Source organism: Mucilaginibacter conchicola (assembly GCF_003432115.1).
In the GTDB taxonomy this organism is placed as follows: domain Bacteria; phylum Bacteroidota; class Bacteroidia; order Sphingobacteriales; family Sphingobacteriaceae; genus Mucilaginibacter; species Mucilaginibacter conchicola.
In genome coordinates, this window is sequence record NZ_QWDC01000002.1 from 1,083,384 (window position 1) to 1,107,788 (window position 24,405).

Genomic DNA, 24,405 nt, shown 5'->3' on the forward strand with positions numbered 1-24,405 from the left:
ACGTAATAATACACGGCAATTTTCATTGCCGTGTATTCTCTATATTTATTAATTGCCTTGTGCGGCGTTAGCAATATCAGCCCAGGTTTCCCACTCGGCCAGGCGGCTTTCATAGGCAGCGCGTACCTGCGACAGGTTCTGATTGCCAAGATTCAATCGCAACGGTGGGTTTTCGGCATCAACCAAAGCCATAACGGCATCAGGTGTAGCCTGCGGGTCGCCGCGTTTTATCCCTTGCAGGCCCTCAACAAATTTGGCTTTAAAACCGGTGTACTCATCGATGCCGACAGCAAACTTTAATGATTCCTGGCTGCCGAACTCAGTAGCGTAAGCGCCCGGCTCAATAATGCTCACCTTTATACCAAAGGCTTTTACCTCGGCAGCAAGGCTTTCATGTATGGCCTCAAACGCCCATTTTGATGAGCAATAGTAACCGATTACCGGCATGGCAATGTGGCCCAACCCGCTTGATACACCAACGATATGCCCGTATCCCTGTTCCCTCAGCAACGGAAGCGCTGCTTTTATAACGGATAAGGTGCCAAAAATATTGGTTTCGTATAAGGCGCGCACGTCATCGGCGGCTGCTTCTTCAATTGTGCCAACCAACGAGTAACCGGCATTATTAAGCACCACATCCAAACGGCCAAAATGTTCATAGGCTTGTTTAACGGCGGCGTTCACCTGTTCGGTATTGGTTACGTCCATGGTAAGAATAAGTACGTTGTCGCCGTATTGGTCTTTCAAATCGGCAATGCTTTCGCCTTTACGGGCGGTGGCGGCAACGTTGTCGCCACGTTTTAAGGCTGCCTCGGCCCATACACGCCCAAACCCGCGCGATGCACCGGTAATAAACCACACTTTATTTTTCTGTTGATCTTTCATTCTGTATCGTTTTTATGATAAGCCAAAGGTCGGCAGAGGGATGGTGGTGTGTGTAGCCAAATTGCGGGAGTTTGTAGGCAAAATGAGGAAGGGGCAGATAGTGGTTAAATAATCTTATTTTGCATCTTTATCAGAACCAGGCTTTGTCATGAAACATTACCTAATGTTATTAGTCCCGATAGTTTTGCTTTGGTCTTGCCACGATTCGAAGCAAAGAAATAACGAGATCACTAAAATAGAGATAGCCACCGGTAGCTGTTTTGGCCCTTGCCAGTTAACCATTGTAAGTATTGACAAGGACCTTAACTATAACTACTTCGGCGGGGAAACCTCTTTCGCGTTACCGGATGGCGTTGTAGAAAAGGAAAAATTGCGTGGATACTTCACATCCAAAATAAGCCGGAGCTACTGGGACAGTCTCAACGTTATGTTAGAGAATATCAACTACAAAATTCTCGATAGTTCTTATCAGCATTCGGTAGATGACCAAAGCCTCGAGATCTTAATACACTGCAGCAATAAAACAAAACATATTGTGGCGCAATCGGCGAGTTTGCCCGATAGCGTGTCTGATGCATTTTACTCCATCATTAAAAGCTATAAAACGGTAAAACCAAAACCTGTTAAAGGCTCACTTAAGTTCGAGCTGAAAGTTGAAGGCCTCGCGCCTATGCCGGCAACAGACCACGTACAGTTTTTACCGCCGGATAAAACCGATTAAATTGCCGTTTTCCTAAACCGAACATTATGAAAAACAATACCGGCAATAATACACAAGCACCCCAGCACCTGTGTAAACGGGATCTGCTCTCTAAGAAAAGGAAATGCCGTGCCGATAGACACCGGAATCTCTATAGCAGCCAAGATGCTACCCCTGCCCAAACCCAATGAAGGGAAACCTTTACTAAATAACAGCGGCGGCAAAATAGTGCCGAACAATCCCACGAATAAACCAAAGCATAACTCTAATCGCCAGCTAAGGCTTTCAAAAATGCGTACGTTCCAGAAGACAAGGATAGCCATCAATCCACCTAGTACCAGGTATTTGAGCGGAACAGTGTGCACCTGTCACCGCTACATTGTTTGACCAAAGCATGGCAAAAGGATCTGCAGGTGTATTTTTAGTAATGTCCAATGGTCGGGTTTGGTGTTAGGTTTCAAATATATAAGTTAGGTAAGCATCGCAATATCATATTCCTATAAGGAATAACAAGTGCTTTGTATAGAAACCCGAATGCGTTAATTTCGGCATAGTTAAAGTTTACATAGCTATATGAGAACAAGTGACAGCAACTCCCCCGTTTCTGCTGTTCAGCTACAGCAGGGTCAGGAACAATACGCAGCCTATTTTGAAGGCAACTCTGATAGTATCCTGATACATGACGACAGCGGAAATTTAATTGACGCCAACCACGAGGCTTGCCGCGTTTTAGGCTATACCAAAGCCGAGCTGCTCCAGATGAATATTGCCGATCTTGAAGCCGGCCTGGAAACCATATCATCTCAAAAAGACTGGGCAAATTTTCTTAAATCAAACTCACTTATCCTGCAACGCGATTTTCGTAAAAAAGACGGAAGCAGTTTTGCCGTAGAGATCCACTACCGCGGCTTTGATAAAAACGGCGAGGCATTTTACGAGTGTACCATTAAAGATGTAAGCGAGCGTAACCTGCTGCGTGCAAGAGAGCGTAACCGCGCAAGGGTACTGGAGCAACTGGCGGGTGATGCTGATCTTTTTACGGTATTGCATTCTGTCGTAAGATCAATCGAGGAAGAAGACCCAACATCTATCTGTACCATCCTGCTTTATGATAAAGAAACCAATACATTGGGTACCGGTGCAGCACCAAGCATGCCCGATTTTTATAACGAGGCAATAGATGGCATATCTGTAGGCGACGGCATAGGCTCATGTGGCACTGCGGCGTTCTCAAAAAAACTGGTCATTGTTGATGATATCGGCACGCACCCATACTGGGCACCATTTAAAGAGCTGGCCTTTAAAGCCGGAGTGCAATCGTGCTGGTCGCAGCCTATTATATCTGGTACCGGCGATATGGTTGGCACCTTTGCCATTTACCACCACGAGCCGCGTACACCACAGGATGCCGACCTGCAGCGTATAGCCTACGGTGCACGTTTTGCCAACCTGGCTATTGAGAACAGGCGTATACGTGCCGAACTATTGGAGTATAAAAATCACCTGGAACAACTGGTTACCGAACGCACCATTGCACTGGTACATGCTAATGAAGAACTGGAAGCATTCTCCTATTCGGTTAGTCATGACTTGCGTGCACCCTTGCGTGCTATTGCCGGCTTCAGCAACATTATGTTAGAGGATTACTCTGATAAGCTTGATGATGACGGGCAAAAAACGCTGAATACCATTGTAAGCAATGCCCTGCGGATGGGCCATTTGATAGATGATATCCTGTCGTTCTCTAAACTGAGCCGAGCCGAGAAGATCAATACCCACCTGGATATGAAGTCCATCTTCCAAAATGTGTTTGATGAGTTGATGCGCCAGGAACCTAAAAGCCATAAAGTAAGTTTTGAACTGGGCGAGCTTGCACCATCAAACGGCGACCAGGCCATGATAACACAAGTGGTAACCAATTTTATCTCAAATGCGTTAAAATACTCGCGCAATACACCGGAGACTAAAATCATCGTTAGCTCAGAAACAAACGATAACAATACGGTGTATTCTGTGAAAGATAACGGGGCGGGCTTTGACGAGAAGTACAAGAGCAAGCTGTTCAAAATATTCTCGCGCCTGCATAACGATAAAGAGTTTGAGGGTACCGGTATAGGCCTCAGCATTGTTAAAAAAGTAATTGAAAGACATGGCGGCCAGGTTAGCGCCGAGGGTACATTGGGCGAAGGAGCAACATTTAGCTTTAGCCTGCCAAACGCATAACCTTTAACCCCCAAACATCACTATGAATATTAAAGAATATCCTGAAGTACTTTTGGTAGAAGACCGCGAAGAAGACGCCACCCTTACCATACGCGCACTAAAAAAATACAACCTTATAAATGACATCAAGTGGCTTGAAGATGGCCAGCATGCCCTTGATTACCTGTTTGGCACCGGCCCGGAGAAAGTACTGCAGGCTGTACCAAAATTGATCTTACTGGATCTGAAATTACCACGCGTTAACGGCCTCGAGGTTTTGGAACAAATAAAATCATCGGAAGGATTAAAAAACACACCGGTTATTATCATGACCTCATCAAACGAGGATGTGGATATTAAAAAAGCCTATGATCTTGGGGTTAACAGCTACATTGTAAAACCTATTGATTTTGGTGGCTTTGCTGAAGCCGTTAAGCAATTAGGCATGTACTGGCTAATACTTAACCAACCGCCAAAATAAATTCTCTGCTTTATTACTTGCCCTATACTCTGATCCCAACGCGATGAACAATTTGAGAATCGCCCTACTTGCCGATAAACAAACCCTGGTGCACCTTACTGATGTGCTAAGCGCTGCATTTAAACAAGCACAAATAAGCAGTTACGAAACGCAAGACGATTTTGATAAATCTGTAAAGCTTTACAACTGCGATGTGATCATAGCGCAGGAGAACCTCGTAAACCGTGGTTTTTACTCGCAGCTTACTCCGTTCCTCGAGCTTACTAAAATCCCCTTACTGATGTTGAAGGATGAAACTTCGGCGTCGGTAAAGAACCATGTGGTAAAAGAGCTGGTTAAAGATGCCGGCAATACTTACCTGCAACAATTGCCTAAACTTATTAACCAATTTATTAACGAGCAGTTGGCGGTTACCGGCCAAAGCAAGATCTTGTTTTTAGAGGATGAAGAGATAGATATTGCATTTATTAAACGTAAGTTTATTAAACTGAACCCACAATACGAGTGCGATGTAGTATCTACCATTGCTGATCTGCGGGCTCAGGTAAGCCGCAAGAATTACGATATTATTGTATCAGACTTTAACCTACCCGATGGTACTGCGTTTGACTCTATAGCTATTGCTGCAGAGGTTGACATCCCTATTGTGATAGCCACGGGACAGGGATCAGAGAAGACAGCTGTAGAGCTGATGAAATCAGGCGCAGCTGATTACCTGATAAAAGATAAGAATGCAGGCGAACACATGCTGATATTGCCAAGCATTGTAAAATCGGTACTGAACTACAAAAAGCTGGAGAATTACAACAGCGGCCTGCTGGAGATGCTCCGTTTGAAGAACCAAGACCTCGAGCGCTTTGCACACATCATAGCGCATGATCTGCGGTCGCCTATTGCATCGGCAGTATTGCTCATTAATACGCTGCAAATTTTGGGTGATGACCTGGCGCCTGAACTGAAGGATACTATGGACCTGCTTACCGGTGTATCGCACAACATGACCAACACCATTGAGGGAATATACCAGTACACGGTAATGGATTCGCAAGCTGATGCATTTGTGAAGGTAGACATGACCAAAGCTGCAGAAGAAGCCCTGCAAAACCTGCAGGTAAAAGTGAACGAGTGCGGTGCTGTTATTGGCATCCAGGCTATGCCCGAGATTGATGCCAACTACGTGGCCATGGTACAATTGTTTCAGAACCTGATGGGTAACGGAATCAAATACCGCGGCGATAAGACACCGGAGCTTACTGTGCGCAGTTTTGAGCAGGGAAATGAACTGGTATTTGCCGTGAGCGATAACGGTATAGGTATAGCCAAGGAGAACCACAAAAAGATCTTCGAGATATTTAGCCGCCTGCACAACAGCAGCAGCCAGTACGAGGGCGTAGGCATGGGCCTCACCATTGTAAAACGGATACTTGAACGCCACAGCGGCCGCATCTGGGTAGAAAGCGACCTGGGCGAGGGCACTACTTTCTTTTTTGCTTTGAAGAAGATGTAAGAAGCACATGTGGCTTACCTTACAGGCTTGGGGTGGTTTGTAGGCGAAATGAGGATGTAACGCAACGCCCAATCGATGTGGTTAATGCTTTAATATAGCTAAAACGCGTTTAAACCATTATGGAATAACAATTGTTTTGTACGCTATTGTAAAAAGGTTAACTTACTAATTATTAAGCTGGTACAAACACATGACTACAAATAGCAACTCCCCGCTTTCTTCTGCCGGGGGATCACAACAATATGCATCTTATTTTGAAACCAACTCTGATAGCATCCTGATACATGATGAGAGTGGAAATTTATTAGAAGCCAACAATGAAGCTTGCCGGATGTTAGGATACACCAAACCCGAACTGTTGCAGATGAACATTGCCGACCTTGAAGCAGGCTTGCAAACAATTTCAACACAAAAAGGCTGGGCAAATTTTCTCACATCAAATTCGCTTATCCTGCAGCGCGATTTTCGCAAAAAAGATAACAGTATTTTTGCGGTAGAAATATATTACAGATGCTTTGATAAAGCAGGCGAAGCTTTCTATGAGTGTACCGTAAAAGATGTAAGCGAGCGTAATTTGTTAAGGCTTAGAGAGCGTAACCGCGTGCGCATATTAGAACTGTTGGCTATTGATGCCGATATATATACCATTTTGAATGCGATTGTAAGATCAATAGAAGAAGAAGCACCCAACTGTATTTGTACAATCCAACTTTACGATAAAAAAACTAACACACTAAATTTTGGTGCAGCACCCGGTATGCCCGATTTTTATAATCAGGCAACCAATGGAGTAACCGCTGCTGAAGGCGTAGGTTCATGCGGAACCGCTGCATTTTCTAAAACATTGGTTTGCGTTGAGGATATAGCCACCCACCCATATTGGGCCGACTATAAAGATCTTGCTTTTAGGGCCGGAGTACGCTCATGCTGGTCGCAACCCATTATATCAGCAAGAGGAGAACTGGTAGGTACGTTTGCAATTTACCATAGCGAACCTCAAACACCAGCGGATAAAGATCTGCAAAGAATAACATACGGAGCCCGCTTTGCCAACCTTGCAATAGAAAACAGGCGTATAAAAGCCGAGTTATTAGAAAATAAAACCTATTTGGAGCAATTGTTACAAGAACGCACGCAAGAACTGGCACGCGTTATTAAAGAACGTGATGCGTTAAAGCAGGCAAAAAGCTAAAGCAACCTTTGATCGTTTAATAAGAATAAAAATCGGCATTTGGTTATAAGGCTAAATGCCGATTTGCTTCTTTAACTCAAGTTATTATTTAATTTTATCTTCATCAATTTCAAACATCTTTGGATCGATAGCCTGCTTTTTCACCGAAATCACGTCATAGGTTTTACTTGATAAAATATTTTTGTGTGAGCTATCATAATGTACCGCTTTCAGCTTTAAATAAAATTCCCCAGACTCGGTAACCACTTTATTGAAGAAACCCAAGCGCCAATTTTTAAAATCTTCTTTATTTACACTTAAGTAATCTCTGGAAAATACAAACGTAAAATCGGTGTATGTTTTCGAGTCCTTTTCGGCGAAACTCGTAGTAAGATTAATTTCTTCACACGGCTGCGAAAGTATCTTGTCGTTTATCTTATTAACGCTGAACTTCTCCAATCTTTCTTTTGGGTTATTTAATTGTAGTTTGCGTAAAGTGTCTGAATTATTGAAAAGTAGTAATCTTAAAGGCCCATCTTTGAAGTAATAATCTTTAACCAAATGAAAACTCGGCAATCTATAAGAGTGAAGGCTAACGTAATTACCGTGTGAGTAAAACAATTGTACGGTATCCTCTAAATTAAAAAGGCTATCCCTATCTTTAATTACCTCGTGATATGTAATTATCCCTTCAAATTCTTTTGCGTTACTTTTTGAGGCTTTGTTTTTGCATTCAGCGAAGCCAATCGAGATTGCTAACCCGAATGAGATAATTTTTAAGGCTTTAGGCATATTTTAGTCCTTTATCTGATAGATCTGTTCAAAGTTCTCTCAGCTCGAGTGATCGACAACTATCTTCCACGCTCCGTTTATCTTTTTAAACCATAGCGTGTAGTAGCCTGTTGATGAACTGGTTTTATATTTCAAATGCCAGCCACCGTAAACAAATGCGTTGTCTTTGTTTATGATCTCAACTTTTTTTATGGCGTAGGTAAGAGTGCCCATGTTGGTTTTAGATTTAGCATAGGTTTGCTGATAGTTCTTCAGCGTGTTGGCGTAGCCGAAAGTAGGGCCGGTTGGGCTCACAAACATTACCGAGTCTGATTTCCAGTAACAGTGCATAAAGGTTTCCAGGTCGCCTTTGTTCCAGGCCTGGCGTGATGTTTCCATTACTTTTAGTATCGCCTGGCGGTCTTGCGCTTTAACAAAAATAACTGAGAGTATTAAAAAGCAGCAGATGATGAGTTTCTTCATAGGCCTAATATACAAATGTTAGGGGAGTTGTATTTACACCTATACTGCATATATCGCTTGTTGTACAGTTGGCCTTTAAGAAGTATATTGTTGTTCTTAACTTAGCACAAGTGCCTGTAAATAGTATTAAATTGTAAGTTTATGCTTTCTGTATATATATCCACATTAATAGCATTTGTTTCGTTTTTTGCTCCGCAACAGCAAAGTAAGGTTCCAGATCTGTTCAAAGGAAATTTTGCAGACGATTATGGTATTAAGTATTCTATCAACGATACCCTTTGGATACAACAGCCCCGCAGTAAATACCATATTATAAAATGGAATACAAAAGAGCAATACATAGTAGCCCGTAACGATGCCCAAAACCCGGGCGAAGGCGGCTTGTATACCCGTATTGATTATATGCAGTTCAGTAATATGGAGCCATGGAAGTGGGGTTTTTGCCTTTCTGTTTATGACGCCAAAACAGATGCCATTGCCGAAAGCACCGCCAAAGCTGATAGGCAAAATCCAAAAAAAGGCTGCGGCGGGTATCCATTCTCGAGGATGAAAAGGCTTAACTAATCATACATCAAAACGCGTCATTGCGAGGAACGAAGCAATCTCCGAACTATACAGAGAGGCTCATCCTGAAGAGATTGCCACGTCGCTGTTGCTCCTCGCAATGACGTGGGTATAAATAAGAAAAGCCGCTTTTAGCGGCTTTTCTTATTTATAAATTCTTCTTACTTCAATCTGCTTTTCAATTCAGATATCGGCATGCTGATCATGCGGCCTACAGGCTGTTTGCCACGGTAGGTGATTACCTTTAATTGTGTGGCATCAATCGGTACGGTTAACACACCAATGTACTTAGGATAAAATCTATCCGGGTATGAGTTATCAAAGCTGTAGTAAATATCCAGGCCTTTTACCTCGTTGGTTAGCGTAACATTTAATGTACTATCTGCGTTGCGGCCAACTTTAAAATCTGGGTCGTAAGCACTTGGCGCGTATTTGGTTTCGGCCTCATCAAAACGTGCGAAGTGTTTCTCTACTTTACCAAAGAAGGTATCAAAATTCTTTTTAGCCGCCGGCGACCATACGCTCTCTGCCAGTGCAAAACCACGTGGCCATGTCATATACTCCACCTGGCGGATGTTGTACACTTGCTCTGTCCATAAGTTGGCTTGTCCGCCTTTTATCAGTTTGGCATTAACACCAGCCGGAACAGGGTCAAACTCGTAAGTTTTGCTTAAACGTAATGATGCATAAACATGCGGTTCCATTACGCGGTCGCTTTGCATGTAGTCGAGGTAAACGTAGGTAGTTGGGCTCATCACTACCTCGTGGCCAAGGTTTGCAGCCTCTATACCGCCTTTAACACCTCTCCAGCTCATTAAAGCAGCGTTAGGGCCAATGCCACCTTCCAGTATCTCATCCCAACCCAAAAACTTCTTGCCTTTTGATTCTACTATCTTTTCTACACGTTTCTCAAAATAACTTTGTACTTCTTCCTGCGTTTTCAGGTTTTCTTTAGCCATCAGCGCTTTTACCTGGTCGCTTTGCTCCCAAAAGTTTTTAGCACATTCGTCGCCACCCATGTGGATGTACTGGAACGGGAAAAGCTGTGCCAACTCGCCAACAACCTTGTCCAGAAACTGGTAAGTGAACTCGCCCGCAGGGTTAAGGGTATTATCAACAATGGCAGGGTGGCCCGGTTTAGACCAGTCCATAATTTTCTCACCATAACGAACAGTGTATTTATCAGCACCGGCAGTGGCCGAAAGCTCTGGGTATGATGCAACAGCCGCTAAACTGTGGCCCGGTACATCAACCTCGGGCATAATATTCACAAAACGCTGCTGCGCATATTTTACTACCTCGCGGATATCATCCTGAGTATAAAAACCACCGTAGTTGCGTTGCTCGCCTGGTCTTGGCGGGGCAAAATTACCAAACTCGCCTTCGCGTTTAATATTGTAAGCGCCAACCGTGGTTAACTTAGGGAAGCTCTTGATCTCCACGCGCCATCCTTCATCATCAGTCAAATGCCAGTGAAACAGGTTAAGCTTGTACTTAGCCATGTTATCTATATAGCTCATTACTTCTTTTTTAGTGAAGAAGTGGCGAGATACATCTAACATTAATCCTCTCCAGGCAAAACGTGGATAGTCGGTAATGTCAACTGCCGGTACGGTCCATTTTACATTTTTAGCAACCTCTTTACCCTCTATCTCTTTAGGCAACAGCTGGAATAAAGTTTGCAAGCCATAGTATAAACCGGCTTCGGTATTGGCTTTTATAGTAACACCATGTGTTTTTGACGACAGGTAATAACCTTCCTGCCCTATAACATTATCAGGCGTGGTATTAAGCACTAATTTAATAGCTGCGGTAGGGGCAGATGCTTTTACGTGCACCATTTTACCGGTAGCTGTTGAGAATTTACTTTTGATGAGATCAAGCACCGGTGTCATCTTAGTAGTAAGAGGAGCTTGTACGGTAATCTCTTTAGGTAAAATGAACTGGCCGGTGTGCGCGGTGGTTTTTACCGGCTCGGGTATTATTGCAAAAGTGCTGGTTGGTGTTTGTGCAAAAACAGCCGGTGCCAGCAGGCATGACAATACCAATAGGGAAAATTTCTTCATATAGGTTTGTTGAGTTTTGGTTTGTGGATGATATGCAAGTTATAACTTTTTAATATTATTTAAAAAGTTTTTTATACTTAAAGATTGCGCCAATAAGTGCCTGAATATTATATAACTGCAAATATTGGAAATTGGTTTTTTTATTTAAATTGCCATTGATAAACCAACAGCTGCTCTCAACAGCTATCAACCATTAATAACAACTAAGCTATGTCTACAGACCGCAGGAAGTTTCTGAAACATCTGGGCACCTCAGTATTACTGACCTCTGCCTCACTTAACAGTTTTGCCGCAAAACAAGAGAACGAAGTACGTATACTACGCGATAAAAAGCGCGTTAGCCCTAATGATAAAGTGCGCATTGCTACCATAGGTATGGGCATTATGGGCTTTAATGATACCCGCGCGGCATTGGCAGTTCCGGGGGTAGAGCTGGTGGGTGTGTGCGACTTGTACAAAGGCCGCCTTGCCCGTTCAAAAGAGGTGTACGGTAAAGACCTGTTCACAACCATGGATCACCGCGAGATACTGGAGCGTAAAGATATAGATGCCGTAATTGTAGCTACCAGCGATAACTGGCACAGCCAGATAGCCATTGATGCCATGCGCAAAGGCAAGGCTGTATATAGCGAGAAACCAATGGTGCATAAAATAAGCCAGGGCCTTGAGGAGATCCGCGTGCAGAAAGAAACTAAAGCGGTTTTCCAGGTGGGCAGCCAGCGTGTAAGCAGTATTGCTTATCGCAAAGCGAAGGAGATGTATGAGGCCGGAGCAATAGGAAAGATCAACTCTATCGAAGCATCGTTTAATCGCAACAGCGGATTGGGGGCATGGCAATACACACTGCCGATGGACGGTAACATACAAAATGTAGACTGGGCGCGTTTCCAGGCTACGGCACCGCCAAATGAGAAGCATGATTTTGACCCGCTGCGTTTCTTCCGTTGGAGAAATTACCGCGAGTATGGTACCGGAGTTGCCGGTGACTTGTTCGTTCACTTGTTAAGCGGTATCCATTTTATAACCGGTTCAAAAGGGCCCGAGACCATTTTCTCGATAGGTGCTTTAGATTACTGGAAAGATGGCCGTAACGTGCCCGATGTAATGAGTGCAGTTATCCAGTACGGCGAAACAAAAGAGCATCCGGCTTTCCAGGTAACACTTCGTGTGAACTTTGTAAGCGGCGAGGGTGATTACGGCACAACAAAAATTATAGGCTCTGAAGGTGTAATGGACCTGGGCGGAGAAGGCGAAAGTTTCAGCATCCGTAAAAACCATATTACTGATGCGCCGGGCATTGGTGGTTGGGATTCATTAGAAACCTACCCGGAGGCAGAGCAAAAGAAACTACTGGCGGCTTACAACCAGCGCTGGACAAAAGCCCAGCAGGAAGCTCCTAAATCAGAGCCGATAGTTTATCGAGCCCCTGAAGACTATAGCGCAAACATTGACCACATGACCAATTTCTTTGATGCTATCCGCACCGGTAAACCAATTGTGGAAGATGCTGTATTCGGTTTTAGGGCAGCAGCTCCGGCACTGGCCTGTAACGATAGCTATTTCCAGAAGAAAGTTATCCGTTGGGATGCGGAGAATATGAAATTGGTGTAACATCGCCACTTTCCCGTCATTGCGAGGACGCCGAAGGCGACGTGGCAATCCCCGATAAGCAGAGCCGCTCTGTAAGTAGGGGATTGCCACGTCGCTATGCTCCTCGCAATGACGAATTTGTACCAAACAAAAAAGCCGGGCGCTTCTCAGCGGCCGGCTTTACTTTTATAAGTGTTCAATCAATAGTTACACGTGGAAGTGGTTTGCCTTAATGTAGTTGTAGCTTTTAGTAATGCTTACAAACGGATCGCCTGGGCAAATATCCTGCTCGTTAAAGAAATACTTTAAGCCCGCAGTTTTTGCATGGGCAAATATCTTTTTAAACGGAATAACACCGTTACCAACTTCGGTAAACATTTGTTTAGGGGTGTTATCCATATCTTTTACGTGCCATAGCGGGAAACGGCCCGGGTGTTTCTCAAACATCGCAATAGGGTCTTGCTTTGCGCGGTACATCCAGTAAATGTCCATCTCCATTTTTACCAAATCGGCATCGGTTGAATCCAGCAATACATCGTACGGGTATTTACCATCTTGTGATGCAAACTCAAAATCGTGGTTGTGGTAGCAAAGCTGTATGCCGGCTTTTTTAGCTATCTCGCCACCTTTGTTTAGTTTCTCGGCAGTTTCTTTATAGTGATCAAGTGTTCCGCGTTCGCTATCCAGCAGGTAAGCGCAAACCATGTATTTAAGGCCAACCGCTGCGGCATCGTCAACCGCTTTTTGCCAGTCGTTAACAATAGTGCCTTTGGTATCAGGCATGCCTTCGCCCAACATAAAGTGTCCGCTTGGCATTATCAGGCCGTTATCGCCCAGCACCTTTTTAAATTCGGCAGGCTCCATTCCGTAAAATTTCTGCGTGCCGGTATAAGTAGCACCCTCAACCGAGTTAAAGCCTACTTTAGCAACTTTGCCTAAAGTACCCACAGGGTCTTTAGCCATTGCATCACGTACGGTGTAAAGCTGTACGCCTATGTATTTTTTCTTTTTAGCTGCAAATAATTCAGGAGCCATTAACAGGCCTGCCGATAGCATTGCACTGCTTTTAAGGAACGAGCGTCTTGATGTCATTATCTGGTTTTTTTAATTGGTTGTGTAAATGTAACACATTGGTGTTTTAAAACAAATAGACACCGGAAAAATAAAAAGGTTTAAAATTTTAGCTGGTTTGGCTTAAATAACAAGGAGTCTCCACGCCATTGTTGGTGTTGTCACCAACAATTATTGATCTGCATAGCTTCGTGTTGGTGACAACACCAACACGGGCAGCAGGGGTAATTAAACAAACAAGGCACAATGATTAAATCACTGTGCCTTGTTTGTAAATTTCTTATGCCGGTTTACTTTCACCACCTGCAGGTCTCGGTGGTTTCTTTTTACCGAAACGACGGTCGTTGCGGCGGCCGCCTCTTCTCTTATCATCGTGCCTGTCAGAGCGGTCTTCTTTTATCGGCTCAATACCTTTCAGGCTTTCCGGTAATTCTTTCTCTGTAATAGGGCGCTCAATCAGCTCCTCGATACTTTTTAAACGGCGCAGATCGCGGTTGTTAACGAAGGTGATGGCGGTACCGGTTGTTGCCGCGCGTGCCGTACGGCCAATGCGGTGAACATAATCTTCCGGATCAGGTGGTACATCGTAATTCACTACCAGGTCGATACCCTCAACATCAATACCGCGCGATAGGGCATCGGTACCAATAATAACCGGCAACTGCCTGTTCTTAAAGCGAAGCAAAATTTCCTCTCGCTCTTTCTGTTCCAGATCTGAGTGGAATGCAGCAGTGTTGATATGGGCAGCCTTCAGTTCCTTAAAAAGCGATTTCACAATTTCCTTGCGGGATGCAAAGATGATAGAGCTTTGGTAACCCTCTTTCAGTATCAGCTTTAACAAAGGCGTTTTTTGCTGATCGTGCAGGCGGTAGATCTGCTGATCTATCCCGGCAGCAGGTTGCGAAATAGCGATATTGATCTGCTGTGGCTCATGCAATATGGCGTTAGCCAGCTTGCGGATGCGCTGCGGCATGGTAGCCGAGAATAACAGCGTTTGGCGTTTTTTAGGCAGATAATTTACTATCCGCATAATATCGTCATGGAAACCCATATCCAGCATACGGTCGGCTTCGTCTAAAACCAAATGGGTAATGTGGTTCATCTTTAACACGCCCGATGTAAGATGGGCTATCAATCTACCTGGTGTTGCTATGATGATGTTTACATTGTTTTCGATACCGCGGCGTTGTTGTTCATAGGCCATACCATCGCCGCCGCCAAAAACAGCCTGCGAACTTACGCCCGAGAAATAGGCCAAACCTTCTACCTGCTGGTCTATCTGTTGTGCCAACTCGCGGGTTGGTGCCAATATTAAAGCAGTGGTGTGGTGTTTATGTGTTTTGCAGATGTTATCTAAAACAGGGAGCAAATATGACGCGGTTTTGCCCGTGCCTGTTTGTGCACAAGCTATCAGGTCGTCGCCATTCATGATAACCGGAATGGCCATTGATTGTATTGGGGTAGGGGTATTAAAGCCCATGCTTAAAACACCCTCTAAAAGTTGTTCGTCGAAATTAAAATCCTGAAATGTCACTCTATTGTTAAACGTATGCCTGCAAGGTAGCAAAAAATGCCGCTTAAGCTTGTTTTTACTTTACAATGTTAATAGGTGCTATACATTTGGCAACTGTTAAATACTACAAATGCGTAACAATCCAAACAAAACGCATTCACGTTTATTACTGAAGGTAATTATTTAATATGCTTAAACATCTACGAACCTACCTGTATTCTGTATTAATAGCCATTTTGGCACTGGCATTTCCATATCAAAAAGCCGTAGCAGCCGGGACTGATACAGGCCGTGTTACGCTACCTGTTGATAGCAGCAAAGTGGCAACCCGCATCCTTAACCGCGATTTTAATAATATCTATATCCAGAACCTGTCGCCGGCATTTTTAGGGCAGGAGTTTTTTCAGCCTAATAAAACTTTATTGGTTGGCGATGTAAATACACACTTTGTATTGCTGAGTTCACCGCGATCGCGCTTGTTTGTTGATGTGTCGGCAAGGGTTAAAGTGAGGTTGCTGAAAGAATATGGTAACCCGGTAAAATCGCCAAGCTATATGCCGGGCTTAAACCTGTACTACCGGTTAAATAATGATGCTTATCATCCGCAATATATATCAGCATCATATACACACCACTCCAACGGTATCCGCGGGCCTTCTCTAAATACCGATGGAAGCGTAAATGTGGACAGCGGCAAATTCAGTACCGATTTTATACAGGTGAATTATACGCTTGGTAAACGAACCGATAAGCCAAATACTATCCTAAACCAATTTGGAACCCTTGGGATAGAAATGCACCGTTCTTTATTTGACGATGGTGGCGGTGCCTCTCTGGGCCTGCCGGGCCATTACGGTTTTGTGCGTGTTAATGGTACCTACATCCACAACCTGGCCAAACGCTACCAGGACGATATTGACCCCAATAAATCTGACTTTAGAAACTGGCAGCGCCTGCAGTTTGATTTTACCTACATTGCCGGTAAAACAGGTTATGCCGCTACCGATTTGGGTAAACGCTTAAATGCCAGCTTAAAATATTACTACCAGTTCCCGTTTATGCATAACGCAGCCTTTTTGGTTGGCGCCGGCTATCGCGGGCAGGACGATTACAATATCTATTTCCAGGACAACTATTTCTACATGCAGCTGGGCATAGCCTCGGGGTTGAATTTCCTGTTTAGCAAGTAGTGTGAGTTTGTAGTGGCCGGTTGGCAGTTTGCAGTAAAGGGTGCTCAAACCCTTGTTTTTAGTGGAGTGTATCAGTATTCAAGAACAATTCTAAACTGTAAAAATTTTGATTGACAAACTGCGTTATTACAGCAGCAATTAAAATAAATGTTAGATTTACACGCACTAAAATAAACCGGCAGCACCTAACTGTGCTGTTGCAATCTGCATGAATATGAAAAAACTTATTTTGAGCACTCTTGCTGTAGCAACGTTACAGTACGCATCATTTGCACAATCAAAAAAAGGCACTCAAAGCCTGTTTGATGGTAAAACTACTAATGGCTGGCATGCCTACTTAAAACAAGATGCGGGCCCGTGGAGCGTTGTTGACGGCGCTTTACAGTTAGACCCTAAAGCACCTAACCAGGCTGATCTGGTTACCGATGCTGAATACGAAAACTACGAACTTTCTATCGACTGGAAAATTGCCGAAGGCGGGAACAGCGGTATTATTTTCGGCGTGCACGAAGATCCTGCTTTGGGCGCTACTTACCTATCTGGGATAGAGATGCAGGTTTTAGATAACGAGAAAGCCGAAGACAATAAAAAAGCTAATCACTTAGCAGGTTCATTATATGATATGAAAGCCGCCCCGGCTGATGCTGCAAAACCGGCAGGCCAGTGGAATACCGCTAAGATCCATAAAGAAAACGGTCACCTTATTTTCTGGCTGAATGGCAAAGAAGTGATCAACGTACAAATGGGTAGCCCCGAGTGGACCGAGCTGATCAATAACAGCAAATTTAAAACCTGGAAAGATTTTGCTAAATATCCAAAAGGACACATCGCTTTGCAATCGCACGGTGCTGTTGTATCGTACAAGAACATCAAGCTTAAAACTTTGTAATTTACTCTCTTAATTTATAGTTCGACATATAAATGGAAGATCTTCAGATAAAAAAGACCGGCACGGTTTACGACGCTATTGTTGTAGGCTCGGGCGCCGGTGGTGGTATGGCCGGTTACGTACTGGCGCATGCCGGCTTAAAAGTACTGATGCTTGAGGCTGGTGCTTATTTCGATCCGAAAACAGATTCGCACCAGTTAAAATGGGCATGGGAATCTGCCCGCCGTGGTGCTGGTACAACCCGTCCGTTTGGTGATTTTGATGCTGCTTACGGCGGCTGGCAATTGGATGGCGAGCCATATACTACTAAGGATGGTACCGAGTTTGAGTGGTTCCGCGCGCGTATGCTGGGCGGCCGTACCAATCACTGGGGTCGTATATCATTACGTATGGGGCCTGATGACTTTAAGCCCAAAGATGGTTTAACCGATCCGTGGCCTATCACTTATGATGACCTTAAACCGTTCTACGACCGTGTTGACCGCATGATAGGTGTTTACGGTACGGTAGAAAATATTGAAAGCGAACCGGATGGTATCTTCCTTCCGCCGCCAAAACCGCGTTTAAATGAACTGTTCATTAAACAAGGCGCTACCAAAGCGGGCGTTAAGGTGATTACCGGTCGTGGCTCTGTTTTGACAGAAGCACTTAAAGATAACAAAGACCGTGGTGCATGTTTCTACTGCGGGCAATGTGGCCGTAGCTGTAAAGTGTATGGCGATTTCTCGGCATCATCATGTTTGGTAATCCCATCATTAAAAACCGGCAATCTTAAGCTGATCACCAACGCCATGGTGCGCGAGGTATTAACCGATAAAGAAGGTAAAGCTACCGGCGTATCTTATGTTAACCGCGAAGATATGCAGGAGTACCAGGTAAACGCCAAAATAGTTATCCTGGGAGCCAGTGCGGGCGAATCTGCACGTTTGTTGCTTAACTCAAAATCAGCCGCACACCCGGGTGGTTTGGCCAACAGCAGCGGTGTAGTTGGTAAATACATTCATGATAGTACAGGTTCAAGCGCGGGTGGTTTTCTTCCGCAGCTGATGGACCGCAAGCGCTATAACGAGGATGGTGTGGGCAGTGTGCACATCTACTCGCCTTGGTGGTTAGATAACAAAAAACTGAATTTCCCACGTGGTTACCACATCGAGTACGGTGGCGGTATGCACATGCCAACTTATGGCTTTGGCTGGGGTATAGAGAATATGAACGGTGCCGTTCCGGGCCGCGATGGTAAGCAAAAACCAGGCGGCGGTTACGGCGCTGGATTAAAAGATGATTATCGCCGTTTCTTTGGTACGCAGGTAGGTATGGCCGGCCGTGGTACAGCCATTGCCCGTGCCGATAACTATTGCGAGATAGACCCTGATGGTGTGGTTGATAAATACGGTATCCCTGTATTGCGTTTCCACTACAAATGGACAAACGACGAGATTGCCCAAGCCAAACACATGCAAGAAACTTTTGAAGAGGTACTGCACAATATGGGCGCTATCCATGGTAAAATGCAAGGCCCCGAAACCAACTACGGTTTAGAGGCACCAGGCAAGATCATCCACGAGGTGGGTACGGTGCGTATGGGCGATGATCCTAAAAAATCGGCCCTTAACAAATACTGCCAGGCGCATGACTGTAACAACCTGTTTGTGGTTGATGCCGCTCCGTTTGTTCAGCAAGGTGATAAAAACGCCACCTGGACCATCCTTGCGCTAAGCATGCGTACTGCAGAATACATTTTATCACAACGTAAAAAACTAAACGTATAGCCTTATGAACAGAAGAGACTCCCTTAAAGCATTAGGTTTAGGAACCCTTAGCACGGGCCTTTTGGTTGGCGTAGGTTGTAAAACCGGCGAGGACAAAAAAGCAGATACTGCTGCAGCCGGCGGCAAACAGGAAGCTGTACCCGGCCGTATGCCCGAAGAGGTTGAACGTGAGAATAAGTTAAAAGAAGAGAAATACTTTGACGAGCACGAGATGGCTACTATCACTGTGCTGGCAGATATCATTATCCCAAAAGATGAGCACTCCGGCAGTGCATCTGATGCCAAAGTGCCCGAGTTTATCGAGTTTATTGTGAAGGATATGCCATCACATAAACTACCAATGCGTGGCGGCCTTAAATGGGTTGACCTGTATTGCTTAAACCACTACGGCAACCCGTTCATCAAATGCAGCAGCAAGCAACAAACAGAACTGTTAGACCAAATAGCTTATCCATCTACTGCCAAAGCAGAGGTTGCACAAGGTGTTAAGTTTTTCAGTTTGATGCGTAACCTTACCGCCTCAGGTTTCTGGAGCAGCGAGATGGGCACGAAAGATGTTGGCTATGCCGGGAATGCCCCAAACAAATGGACAGGCGTACCAGTCGATGTATTGAAACAATACGGTATGGAGAACGTGACGATATAATTGGATATATCCTGATATTAAAAAGGCAAACCGAAAGGTTTGCCTTTTTTGTACTCTATAATTATGTCATTTCGAACGAGCGACAGCGAGGAGAAATCTTCTCCGCCGTAAGTATCGCATGCAGAAGATTTCTCGTCGCCCCGCGCGCTCGATACCACCGCAAGCTCGCTCGAAATGACATTGTGTTTGGAAGGAGCTCTAATTAAACCACTTCTTCTGCGTAGCTACTTTTATAGCCGATGCCTTGTTTGATACATGCAACTTCTCGTAAATATTAGCGATATGTTTGCGCACCGTATGCGGGCTAATGAATAGGCGCTCGCCAATTTCCTGGTAGTTTAACCCATCAACAATACGGTTCAGGATTTCCATTTCGCGGGCAGAGAGGGCGTATTCATTGTCTGCCGCAGGACTGGCTGGCTCAACAGTCTCTGGTTTATTGCGCAACAGGCCCAGCGCTTTCCGGGCTATCCGTGGCGACATGGGCACACCGCCCTCGTGTACTATCTCGGCAATGGCCTTTACAATATTTGATACCTTTTCATCTTTCAGCAAATAACCATCTGCCCCGGCTTTAATGGCATCAAACAATTTATCATCGTCATCAAAAACAGTAAGCATCAGGAAATGCATATCAGGATAGCGGTCTTTAGCTATCATTACCGCTTCAATGCCATTCATAACGGGCATCTCAATATCCATTAGCACCACTTGGGGGCGGTCTTCGGCACGTAGCCCGGCAAGGTCATTCAGAAAATCCATCCCGTCGCCGGCCTGCAAAACAACTTCTATTTCTTTGTAATTGGCAATATTGTTAACAAGCGCCTCGCGCAACAATCGCTTATCATCAACAATAGCAACCCGTATACTGCTCATGGTCATCACCCTGTTTTGTTTAAAGATAAATTAAAAATAACAAAGCCGCCTTGGCTGCGTCTTTGTACCATAAGTTATATTAACTATTAGAAACTGAACCCGCCGCCGGAGCCATAAATGCCAGGGTAAAAAATCGTTTCATTGTGTAGGTTTAGTTGTAACAGCTAAGATACTACCGCAACACAGTATTTCGCAATACTACATTTGTGGTATTGCTGGGCGCATTATTGTAAAAAATGCTATTTTGCGGCAGTATGTACTTTATCCTTTCTAAGGTGCTTTTAGCATTTGCCATGCCGCTGTTTTGGGCATTTGCATTATTTGTTTATGCCGCTATAACGCGTAAAGGTAAACAGAAGCAAAAGGCATTGATAGCCGGCATAATTGTATTTTACTTGTTCTCGATAAGAACTACTGCTGATGGTTTTGCCCGGCTATGGGATAAGGCCCCTGCGCAATTATCCGGCAAAAAATACAGTGCCATTATTCTTTTAGGAGGTTTTGTTTCTGAGGACGAAACCGGCAATGGATTCTTTAACTGGGCCGGTAACCGGTATTATACAGCTGTTAACCTTTTAAAAGATAGCACCGCAGGCCGCATACTTTTTACCGGCGGAAACGCCAGTCTGTATCCTGATAAATTTAACGAAGTAAGTTTTGTGAAAAAGGCATTCAGGCAATCGGGAGTTGCCGATAGCTTGGTGCTTTTAGACAGCAATGCCCGAAATACCGACGAGAATGCAAAATTTTCCAAAGTACTTTTGCAAAAAAGCGGTCTTAAAGGGCCTTATTTATTAGTTACTTCTGCTTTTCATGTGCGCAGGGCGGCTTTGATATTTAAGAAACATAACATCGAGGTTATTCCTTATCCTTGCAATTATTTGGAGACAAAACATTTTAGCACCGAGGCTATAATCCCCAATGCTGATGCCATTGAACTGTGGAATTTATATATTAAAGAAGTTATTGGCTACGTTGTAGCATTAGTAAGATAAACGTATGAAAAAACTATTATTAGGCTTATTAGCCATTGCTGGGATTGCCCAGCAAGGCGTTGCGCAAAAAAAAACATCAGGTAACCCCATTGCTGAAGGATGGTATGCCGACCCCGAAGCTGCCATTTTTGGTAAACAGTATTGGGTATATCCTACTTACTCGGCACCCTACAACAAACAAGTACATTTTGACGCCTTTTCGTCGCCCGATTTGGTGAACTGGACGAAGCATGATAACGTGCTCGATTCATCAAACGTAAAATGGGCCAAACGCGCCATGTGGGCACCTGCCATTGTTAAAAAGGATAACAAATACTACTTCTTCTTTGGAGCTAACGATATCCAGAACAACAATGAGACCGGTGGTATAGGTGTGGCAGTTGCCGATAAACCCGAAGGCCCATTTAAAGACCTGTTGGGCAAACCCCTGATAGACAAAATTGTGAACGGCGCCCAACCTATAGATCAGTTTGTATTTAAGGACAAAGACGGCCAGTACTACATCATTTACGGCGGATGGGGGCATTGCAACATCGCCAGGTTAAAAAGCGATTTTACAGGTTTGGAGCCTTTTGCTGATGGCACAACTTACCGCGAAATGACGCCGAAAGGTTATGTGGAAGGGCCTATCATGTTTATCCGTAAGGGTAAATACTACTTTATGTGGAGCGAAGGCGGATGGACTGGTCCCGACTATAAAGTAGCCTACGCCATCGGCGATAGTGTTAATGGTCCGTTTAAAAAAGAAGGAACTATTTTACAACAGGATGCCGCCATTGCTACCGGCGCAGGCCACCACTCGGTGATACAGGTGCCCGGCAAAGATGAGTGGTACATTGTTTACCACCGCCGCCCGCTTGGCGAGACCGATGGCAACCACCGCGTTACCTGTATAGATAAAATGACCTTCGATAAAAACGGCCTCATCAATACCGTTAAAATGACCAATGAAGGTGTAACGGCGAATAAGATAAAGTAAGAACATTATACAATCATGTCATTGCGATGAGCGTTAGCGACGCGGCAATCTCCTCGCGTTTGAGTAGCGTGTGAGGAGATTGCTTCTCCGCCAGCCGGCGGATCGCAATGACATGGTTTTTAATTCCGGTACTATGCAACACCCCACCCATAACCCCTGGAAAATTGTATCAGAACAACCCATCTATGATAACCCGTGGATAAACGTTACCGAATACCAGGTGATCAACCCATCGGGAAACCCGGGCATTTATGGCAAAGTGCACTATAAGAACATCGCCATTGGTATATTGCCTTTGGATGATGACATGAACACCTATCTGGTGGGCCAGTACCGATTTACGCTGAACCAATACAGCTGGGAGATCCCCGAAGGTGGTGGCCCGTTGGGGATTGATCCTTTAGAATCGGCAAAGCGCGAATTATTAGAAGAAACCGGGCTCAAAGCATCAGACTGGAAAGAGATTCAACGGATGCATTTATCAAACTCTGTTACTGATGAATTATGCATATTGTACGTAGCCAAAGGCCTGCAGCAATTTGAGGCTGAGCCCGAGGATACCGAAGACCTGATGGTAAATAAAGTGCCTTTTGATGAGGTTTACCGCATGGTTTGCAATGGCGAAATAACCGATTGCCTTGCTGTTGCAGCGATACTTAAAGTAAAGTTAATGCAGTTAGAGAACACTTTATAACTGAAACACTTATCCATTTCTCAAAAAAACTTAAATTTGTAAGTTCATTATGAGAAAGTTTTTAGGATACATCCTTTCGCCGATAGCTATTTCGGTATTCTTCCTGTTTTTGCTGATCTTTCATCCCCTGCAATGGATTTGCCTTAAGTTGGGCGGTTATGCTGCGCATAAGAGATGTGTGGATATCCTTAATTTTTTCTTAGTAACATCGGTTTACTTTGCGGGTAACACCGTGCATTTTAAAAACGAGCAGAACCTGCCTGTTGGTCGGCCTATTATTTTTATGGCGAACCATCAAAGCTTGTTCGATATCCCGCCGATGATCTTTTTCCTGTGGAAGTACCACGCCAAGTTTGTTTCAAAAGTTGAACTGGCAAAAGGCATTCCCTCTATTTCATTCAACCTTCGCCATGGTGGCGGTGCTAATATAGACCGTAAAGACCCCCGCGGTTCTATAATGGAGCTATCCAAGTTTGGCACCCGCATGAAAGATAATAACTGGGGTGCTATGATATTCCCTGAGGGAACACGCTCTAAAGACGGGCATGTAAAAACTTTCCAATCGGCAGGTATTGCAACCTTACTAAAGAAATGCCCCAATGCTTTATTAGTGCCGGTAGCTATTACCGATAGCTGGAAACTGATTCAATATGGCATGTATCCGCTAAATACCTTTACCCCCATGACCTGGGAAGTGCTTGAGCCAATAGAGCCATCAACCGGTACGGTTGATGAACTGGTTAAACTGGCCGAAGACCGCATAAGGGCAAAGGTTGAAAAGCTGCAGGCTTAACTTCTTATCCTTTTTACGGTTTCTGTTAAATGCGCCAGGTGGTGATTGCCATGCCAAGCATATGTTGCCAGGTTGCGTTTTAATGAGATCACGGCGCCCGATTCAGGATGTATAAAGGTGCGATTCCACTGGTCTTCGGTAAAACTTTCAAACAGCGCAACAAGGTGCTGATGAATGCCCTCAAGCATTTTTAAAGAAGGCTCAACCGGCAGGCGGTAATCCGGTTGGATGGCCCAGGCTGCCTCTTCGTAGGGTTTTATGATTGGGTTTTCTTCTGTAAGCGCCAGTTTAAAACGGCAAAGCGCATTCATGTGGCTATCAGCCAAATGGTGTACAACCTGGCGCAGCGTCCAGCCGCCGGCGCGGTATTGGGTGTCCAGTTGCTCGTAAGTAAGGCCCAGGATGGCTTCACGCACACGGCCGGGTAAAGTAGCTATTTCATGTATCCAATTGCGGTAGTCCTGTTCGGTGTATGACACGGGTGGTGTAAATTTTCCGATAGGATAGCGCATTTGTTCGTCGGTAAGTATCATTGTTATATTTTTATGGGTGGATATAGAACGCGCCTAA

At 44.6% G+C, this 24,405-nt stretch carries 24 protein-coding genes; 15 read left to right on the forward strand and 9 right to left on the reverse strand.

The window, feature by feature from the left end; genetic code table 11:
* Nucleotides 1-48: 48 nt before the first annotated feature.
* Entirely contained in the window at nt 49-885 is an 837-nt protein-coding gene (locus D0C36_RS14630; RefSeq protein ID WP_117392355.1) for an SDR family NAD(P)-dependent oxidoreductase, read from the reverse strand.
* A 148-nt stretch (nt 886-1,033) separates the two neighbouring features.
* Here D0C36_RS14630 and D0C36_RS14635 point away from each other — a divergent pair, with 148 nt between their 5' ends.
* The gene (locus D0C36_RS14635) at nt 1,034-1,606 is read left to right on the forward strand and encodes a DUF6438 domain-containing protein (protein WP_117392356.1); all 573 of its coding nucleotides are present in this window, start codon (nt 1,034-1,036) and stop codon (nt 1,604-1,606) included.
* Here D0C36_RS14635 and D0C36_RS14640 read toward each other — a convergent pair.
* The gene (locus tag D0C36_RS14640) at nt 1,603-1,908 is read right to left on the reverse strand and encodes an EamA family transporter (RefSeq protein ID WP_147321996.1); all 306 of its coding nucleotides are present in this window, start codon (nt 1,906-1,908) and stop codon (nt 1,603-1,605) included. The two genes, D0C36_RS14635 and D0C36_RS14640, sit on opposite strands and share 4 nt — an antisense overlap.
* Before the next feature lie 250 nt (nt 1,909-2,158).
* On the opposite strand from D0C36_RS14640, the gene D0C36_RS14645 reads away from it, so the two are divergent.
* The 4 genes from D0C36_RS14645 to D0C36_RS14660 all read left to right on the forward strand — a co-directional run bounded on the left by D0C36_RS14645 (nt 2,159) and on the right by D0C36_RS14660 (nt 6,967).
* A complete protein-coding gene (locus D0C36_RS14645) occupies nt 2,159-3,808 on the forward strand; it encodes a PAS domain-containing sensor histidine kinase (RefSeq protein WP_117392358.1) in 1,650 nt (549 codons plus the stop codon).
* Between the two features lie 22 nt (nt 3,809-3,830).
* Entirely contained in the window at nt 3,831-4,268 is a 438-nt protein-coding gene (locus D0C36_RS14650) for a response regulator (RefSeq protein ID WP_117392359.1), read from the forward strand.
* Between the two features lie 43 nt (nt 4,269-4,311).
* Entirely contained in the window at nt 4,312-5,775 is a 1,464-nt protein-coding gene (locus D0C36_RS14655; protein WP_117392360.1) for a hybrid sensor histidine kinase/response regulator, read from the forward strand.
* A gap of 190 nt (nt 5,776-5,965) precedes the next feature.
* Nucleotides 5,966-6,967: a PAS domain S-box protein gene (locus tag D0C36_RS14660; RefSeq protein WP_117392361.1), complete on the forward strand. Its 1,002-nt coding sequence runs from the start codon at nt 5,966-5,968 to the stop codon at nt 6,965-6,967.
* An 84-nt stretch (nt 6,968-7,051) separates the two neighbouring features.
* On the opposite strand, the gene D0C36_RS14665 is transcribed toward D0C36_RS14660, so the two are convergent.
* A complete protein-coding gene (locus D0C36_RS14665; protein WP_117392362.1) occupies nt 7,052-7,738 on the reverse strand; it encodes a hypothetical protein in 687 nt (228 codons plus the stop codon).
* A 39-nt stretch (nt 7,739-7,777) separates the two neighbouring features.
* Nucleotides 7,778-8,200 (reverse strand): YybH family protein, encoded by a 423-nt coding sequence (locus D0C36_RS14670; RefSeq protein WP_117392363.1) that lies wholly within the window; start codon nt 8,198-8,200, stop codon nt 7,778-7,780.
* Between the two features lie 141 nt (nt 8,201-8,341).
* On the opposite strand from D0C36_RS14670, the gene D0C36_RS14675 reads away from it, so the two are divergent.
* Nucleotides 8,342-8,764, forward strand: coding sequence for a hypothetical protein (locus tag D0C36_RS14675; RefSeq protein ID WP_117392364.1), 423 nt, complete (start codon nt 8,342-8,344; stop codon nt 8,762-8,764).
* Between the two features lie 161 nt (nt 8,765-8,925).
* Here the strand turns inward: D0C36_RS14675 and D0C36_RS14680 are convergent, their stop codons facing one another.
* Nucleotides 8,926-10,830, reverse strand: a complete 1,905-nt coding sequence (locus D0C36_RS14680) for a beta-N-acetylhexosaminidase (protein ID WP_117392365.1) — start codon at nt 10,828-10,830, stop codon at nt 8,926-8,928.
* A 210-nt stretch (nt 10,831-11,040) separates the two neighbouring features.
* On the opposite strand from D0C36_RS14680, the gene D0C36_RS14685 reads away from it, so the two are divergent.
* Nucleotides 11,041-12,441 carry a Gfo/Idh/MocA family oxidoreductase gene (locus D0C36_RS14685; protein WP_117392366.1) on the forward strand — a complete coding sequence of 467 codons (1,401 nt, stop codon included), beginning with the start codon at nt 11,041-11,043 and terminating at the stop codon, nt 12,439-12,441.
* Between the two features lie 186 nt (nt 12,442-12,627).
* Here the strand turns inward: D0C36_RS14685 and D0C36_RS14690 are convergent, their stop codons facing one another.
* Complete coding sequence (locus D0C36_RS14690) at nt 12,628-13,512, reverse strand: TIM barrel protein (RefSeq protein ID WP_117392367.1); 885 nt, start codon at nt 13,510-13,512, stop codon at nt 12,628-12,630.
* A 259-nt stretch (nt 13,513-13,771) separates the two neighbouring features.
* Nucleotides 13,772-15,025, reverse strand: a complete 1,254-nt coding sequence (locus D0C36_RS14695) for a DEAD/DEAH box helicase (RefSeq protein WP_199502027.1) — start codon at nt 15,023-15,025, stop codon at nt 13,772-13,774.
* A 167-nt stretch (nt 15,026-15,192) separates the two neighbouring features.
* Here D0C36_RS14695 and D0C36_RS14700 point away from each other — a divergent pair, with 167 nt between their 5' ends.
* The 4 genes from D0C36_RS14700 (at nt 15,193) to D0C36_RS14715 (ending at nt 19,498) form a co-directional block, all read left to right on the forward strand.
* Nucleotides 15,193-16,194: a hypothetical protein gene (locus tag D0C36_RS14700; protein ID WP_117392368.1), complete on the forward strand. Its 1,002-nt coding sequence runs from the start codon at nt 15,193-15,195 to the stop codon at nt 16,192-16,194.
* Between the two features lie 214 nt (nt 16,195-16,408).
* Nucleotides 16,409-17,083: a 3-keto-disaccharide hydrolase gene (locus D0C36_RS14705; protein WP_117392769.1), complete on the forward strand. Its 675-nt coding sequence runs from the start codon at nt 16,409-16,411 to the stop codon at nt 17,081-17,083.
* Between the two features lie 32 nt (nt 17,084-17,115).
* Nucleotides 17,116-18,852 (forward strand): GMC oxidoreductase, encoded by a 1,737-nt coding sequence (locus D0C36_RS14710; protein WP_117392369.1) that lies wholly within the window; start codon nt 17,116-17,118, stop codon nt 18,850-18,852.
* A 4-nt stretch (nt 18,853-18,856) separates the two neighbouring features.
* On the forward strand, nt 18,857-19,498 hold the full coding sequence (locus D0C36_RS14715) for a gluconate 2-dehydrogenase subunit 3 family protein (RefSeq protein ID WP_117392370.1): 642 nt from the start codon (nt 18,857-18,859) through the stop codon (nt 19,496-19,498).
* Between the two features lie 198 nt (nt 19,499-19,696).
* Here the strand turns inward: D0C36_RS14715 and D0C36_RS14720 are convergent, their stop codons facing one another.
* Nucleotides 19,697-20,374 (reverse strand): response regulator transcription factor, encoded by a 678-nt coding sequence (locus D0C36_RS14720; protein ID WP_158557118.1) that lies wholly within the window; start codon nt 20,372-20,374, stop codon nt 19,697-19,699.
* A 254-nt stretch (nt 20,375-20,628) separates the two neighbouring features.
* Between D0C36_RS14720 and D0C36_RS14725 the strand changes: the two genes are divergently transcribed.
* From D0C36_RS14725 to D0C36_RS14740, 4 genes are all read left to right on the forward strand, one after another.
* On the forward strand, nt 20,629-21,369 hold the full coding sequence (locus D0C36_RS14725; RefSeq protein WP_158557119.1) for a YdcF family protein: 741 nt from the start codon (nt 20,629-20,631) through the stop codon (nt 21,367-21,369).
* 4 nt (nt 21,370-21,373) lie between these two features.
* A complete protein-coding gene (locus D0C36_RS14730) occupies nt 21,374-22,348 on the forward strand; it encodes a glycoside hydrolase family 43 protein (RefSeq protein ID WP_117392373.1) in 975 nt (324 codons plus the stop codon).
* A 133-nt stretch (nt 22,349-22,481) separates the two neighbouring features.
* Complete coding sequence (locus D0C36_RS14735) at nt 22,482-23,042, forward strand: NUDIX domain-containing protein (RefSeq protein ID WP_117392770.1); 561 nt, start codon at nt 22,482-22,484, stop codon at nt 23,040-23,042.
* 49 nt (nt 23,043-23,091) lie between these two features.
* Complete coding sequence (locus tag D0C36_RS14740) at nt 23,092-23,835, forward strand: lysophospholipid acyltransferase family protein (protein ID WP_117392374.1); 744 nt, start codon at nt 23,092-23,094, stop codon at nt 23,833-23,835.
* On the opposite strand, the gene D0C36_RS14745 is transcribed toward D0C36_RS14740, so the two are convergent.
* The gene (locus D0C36_RS14745; protein WP_117392375.1) at nt 23,832-24,368 is read right to left on the reverse strand and encodes a YfiT family bacillithiol transferase; all 537 of its coding nucleotides are present in this window, start codon (nt 24,366-24,368) and stop codon (nt 23,832-23,834) included. The genes D0C36_RS14740 and D0C36_RS14745 overlap by 4 nt on opposite strands.
* Nucleotides 24,369-24,405 lie beyond the last annotated feature (37 nt).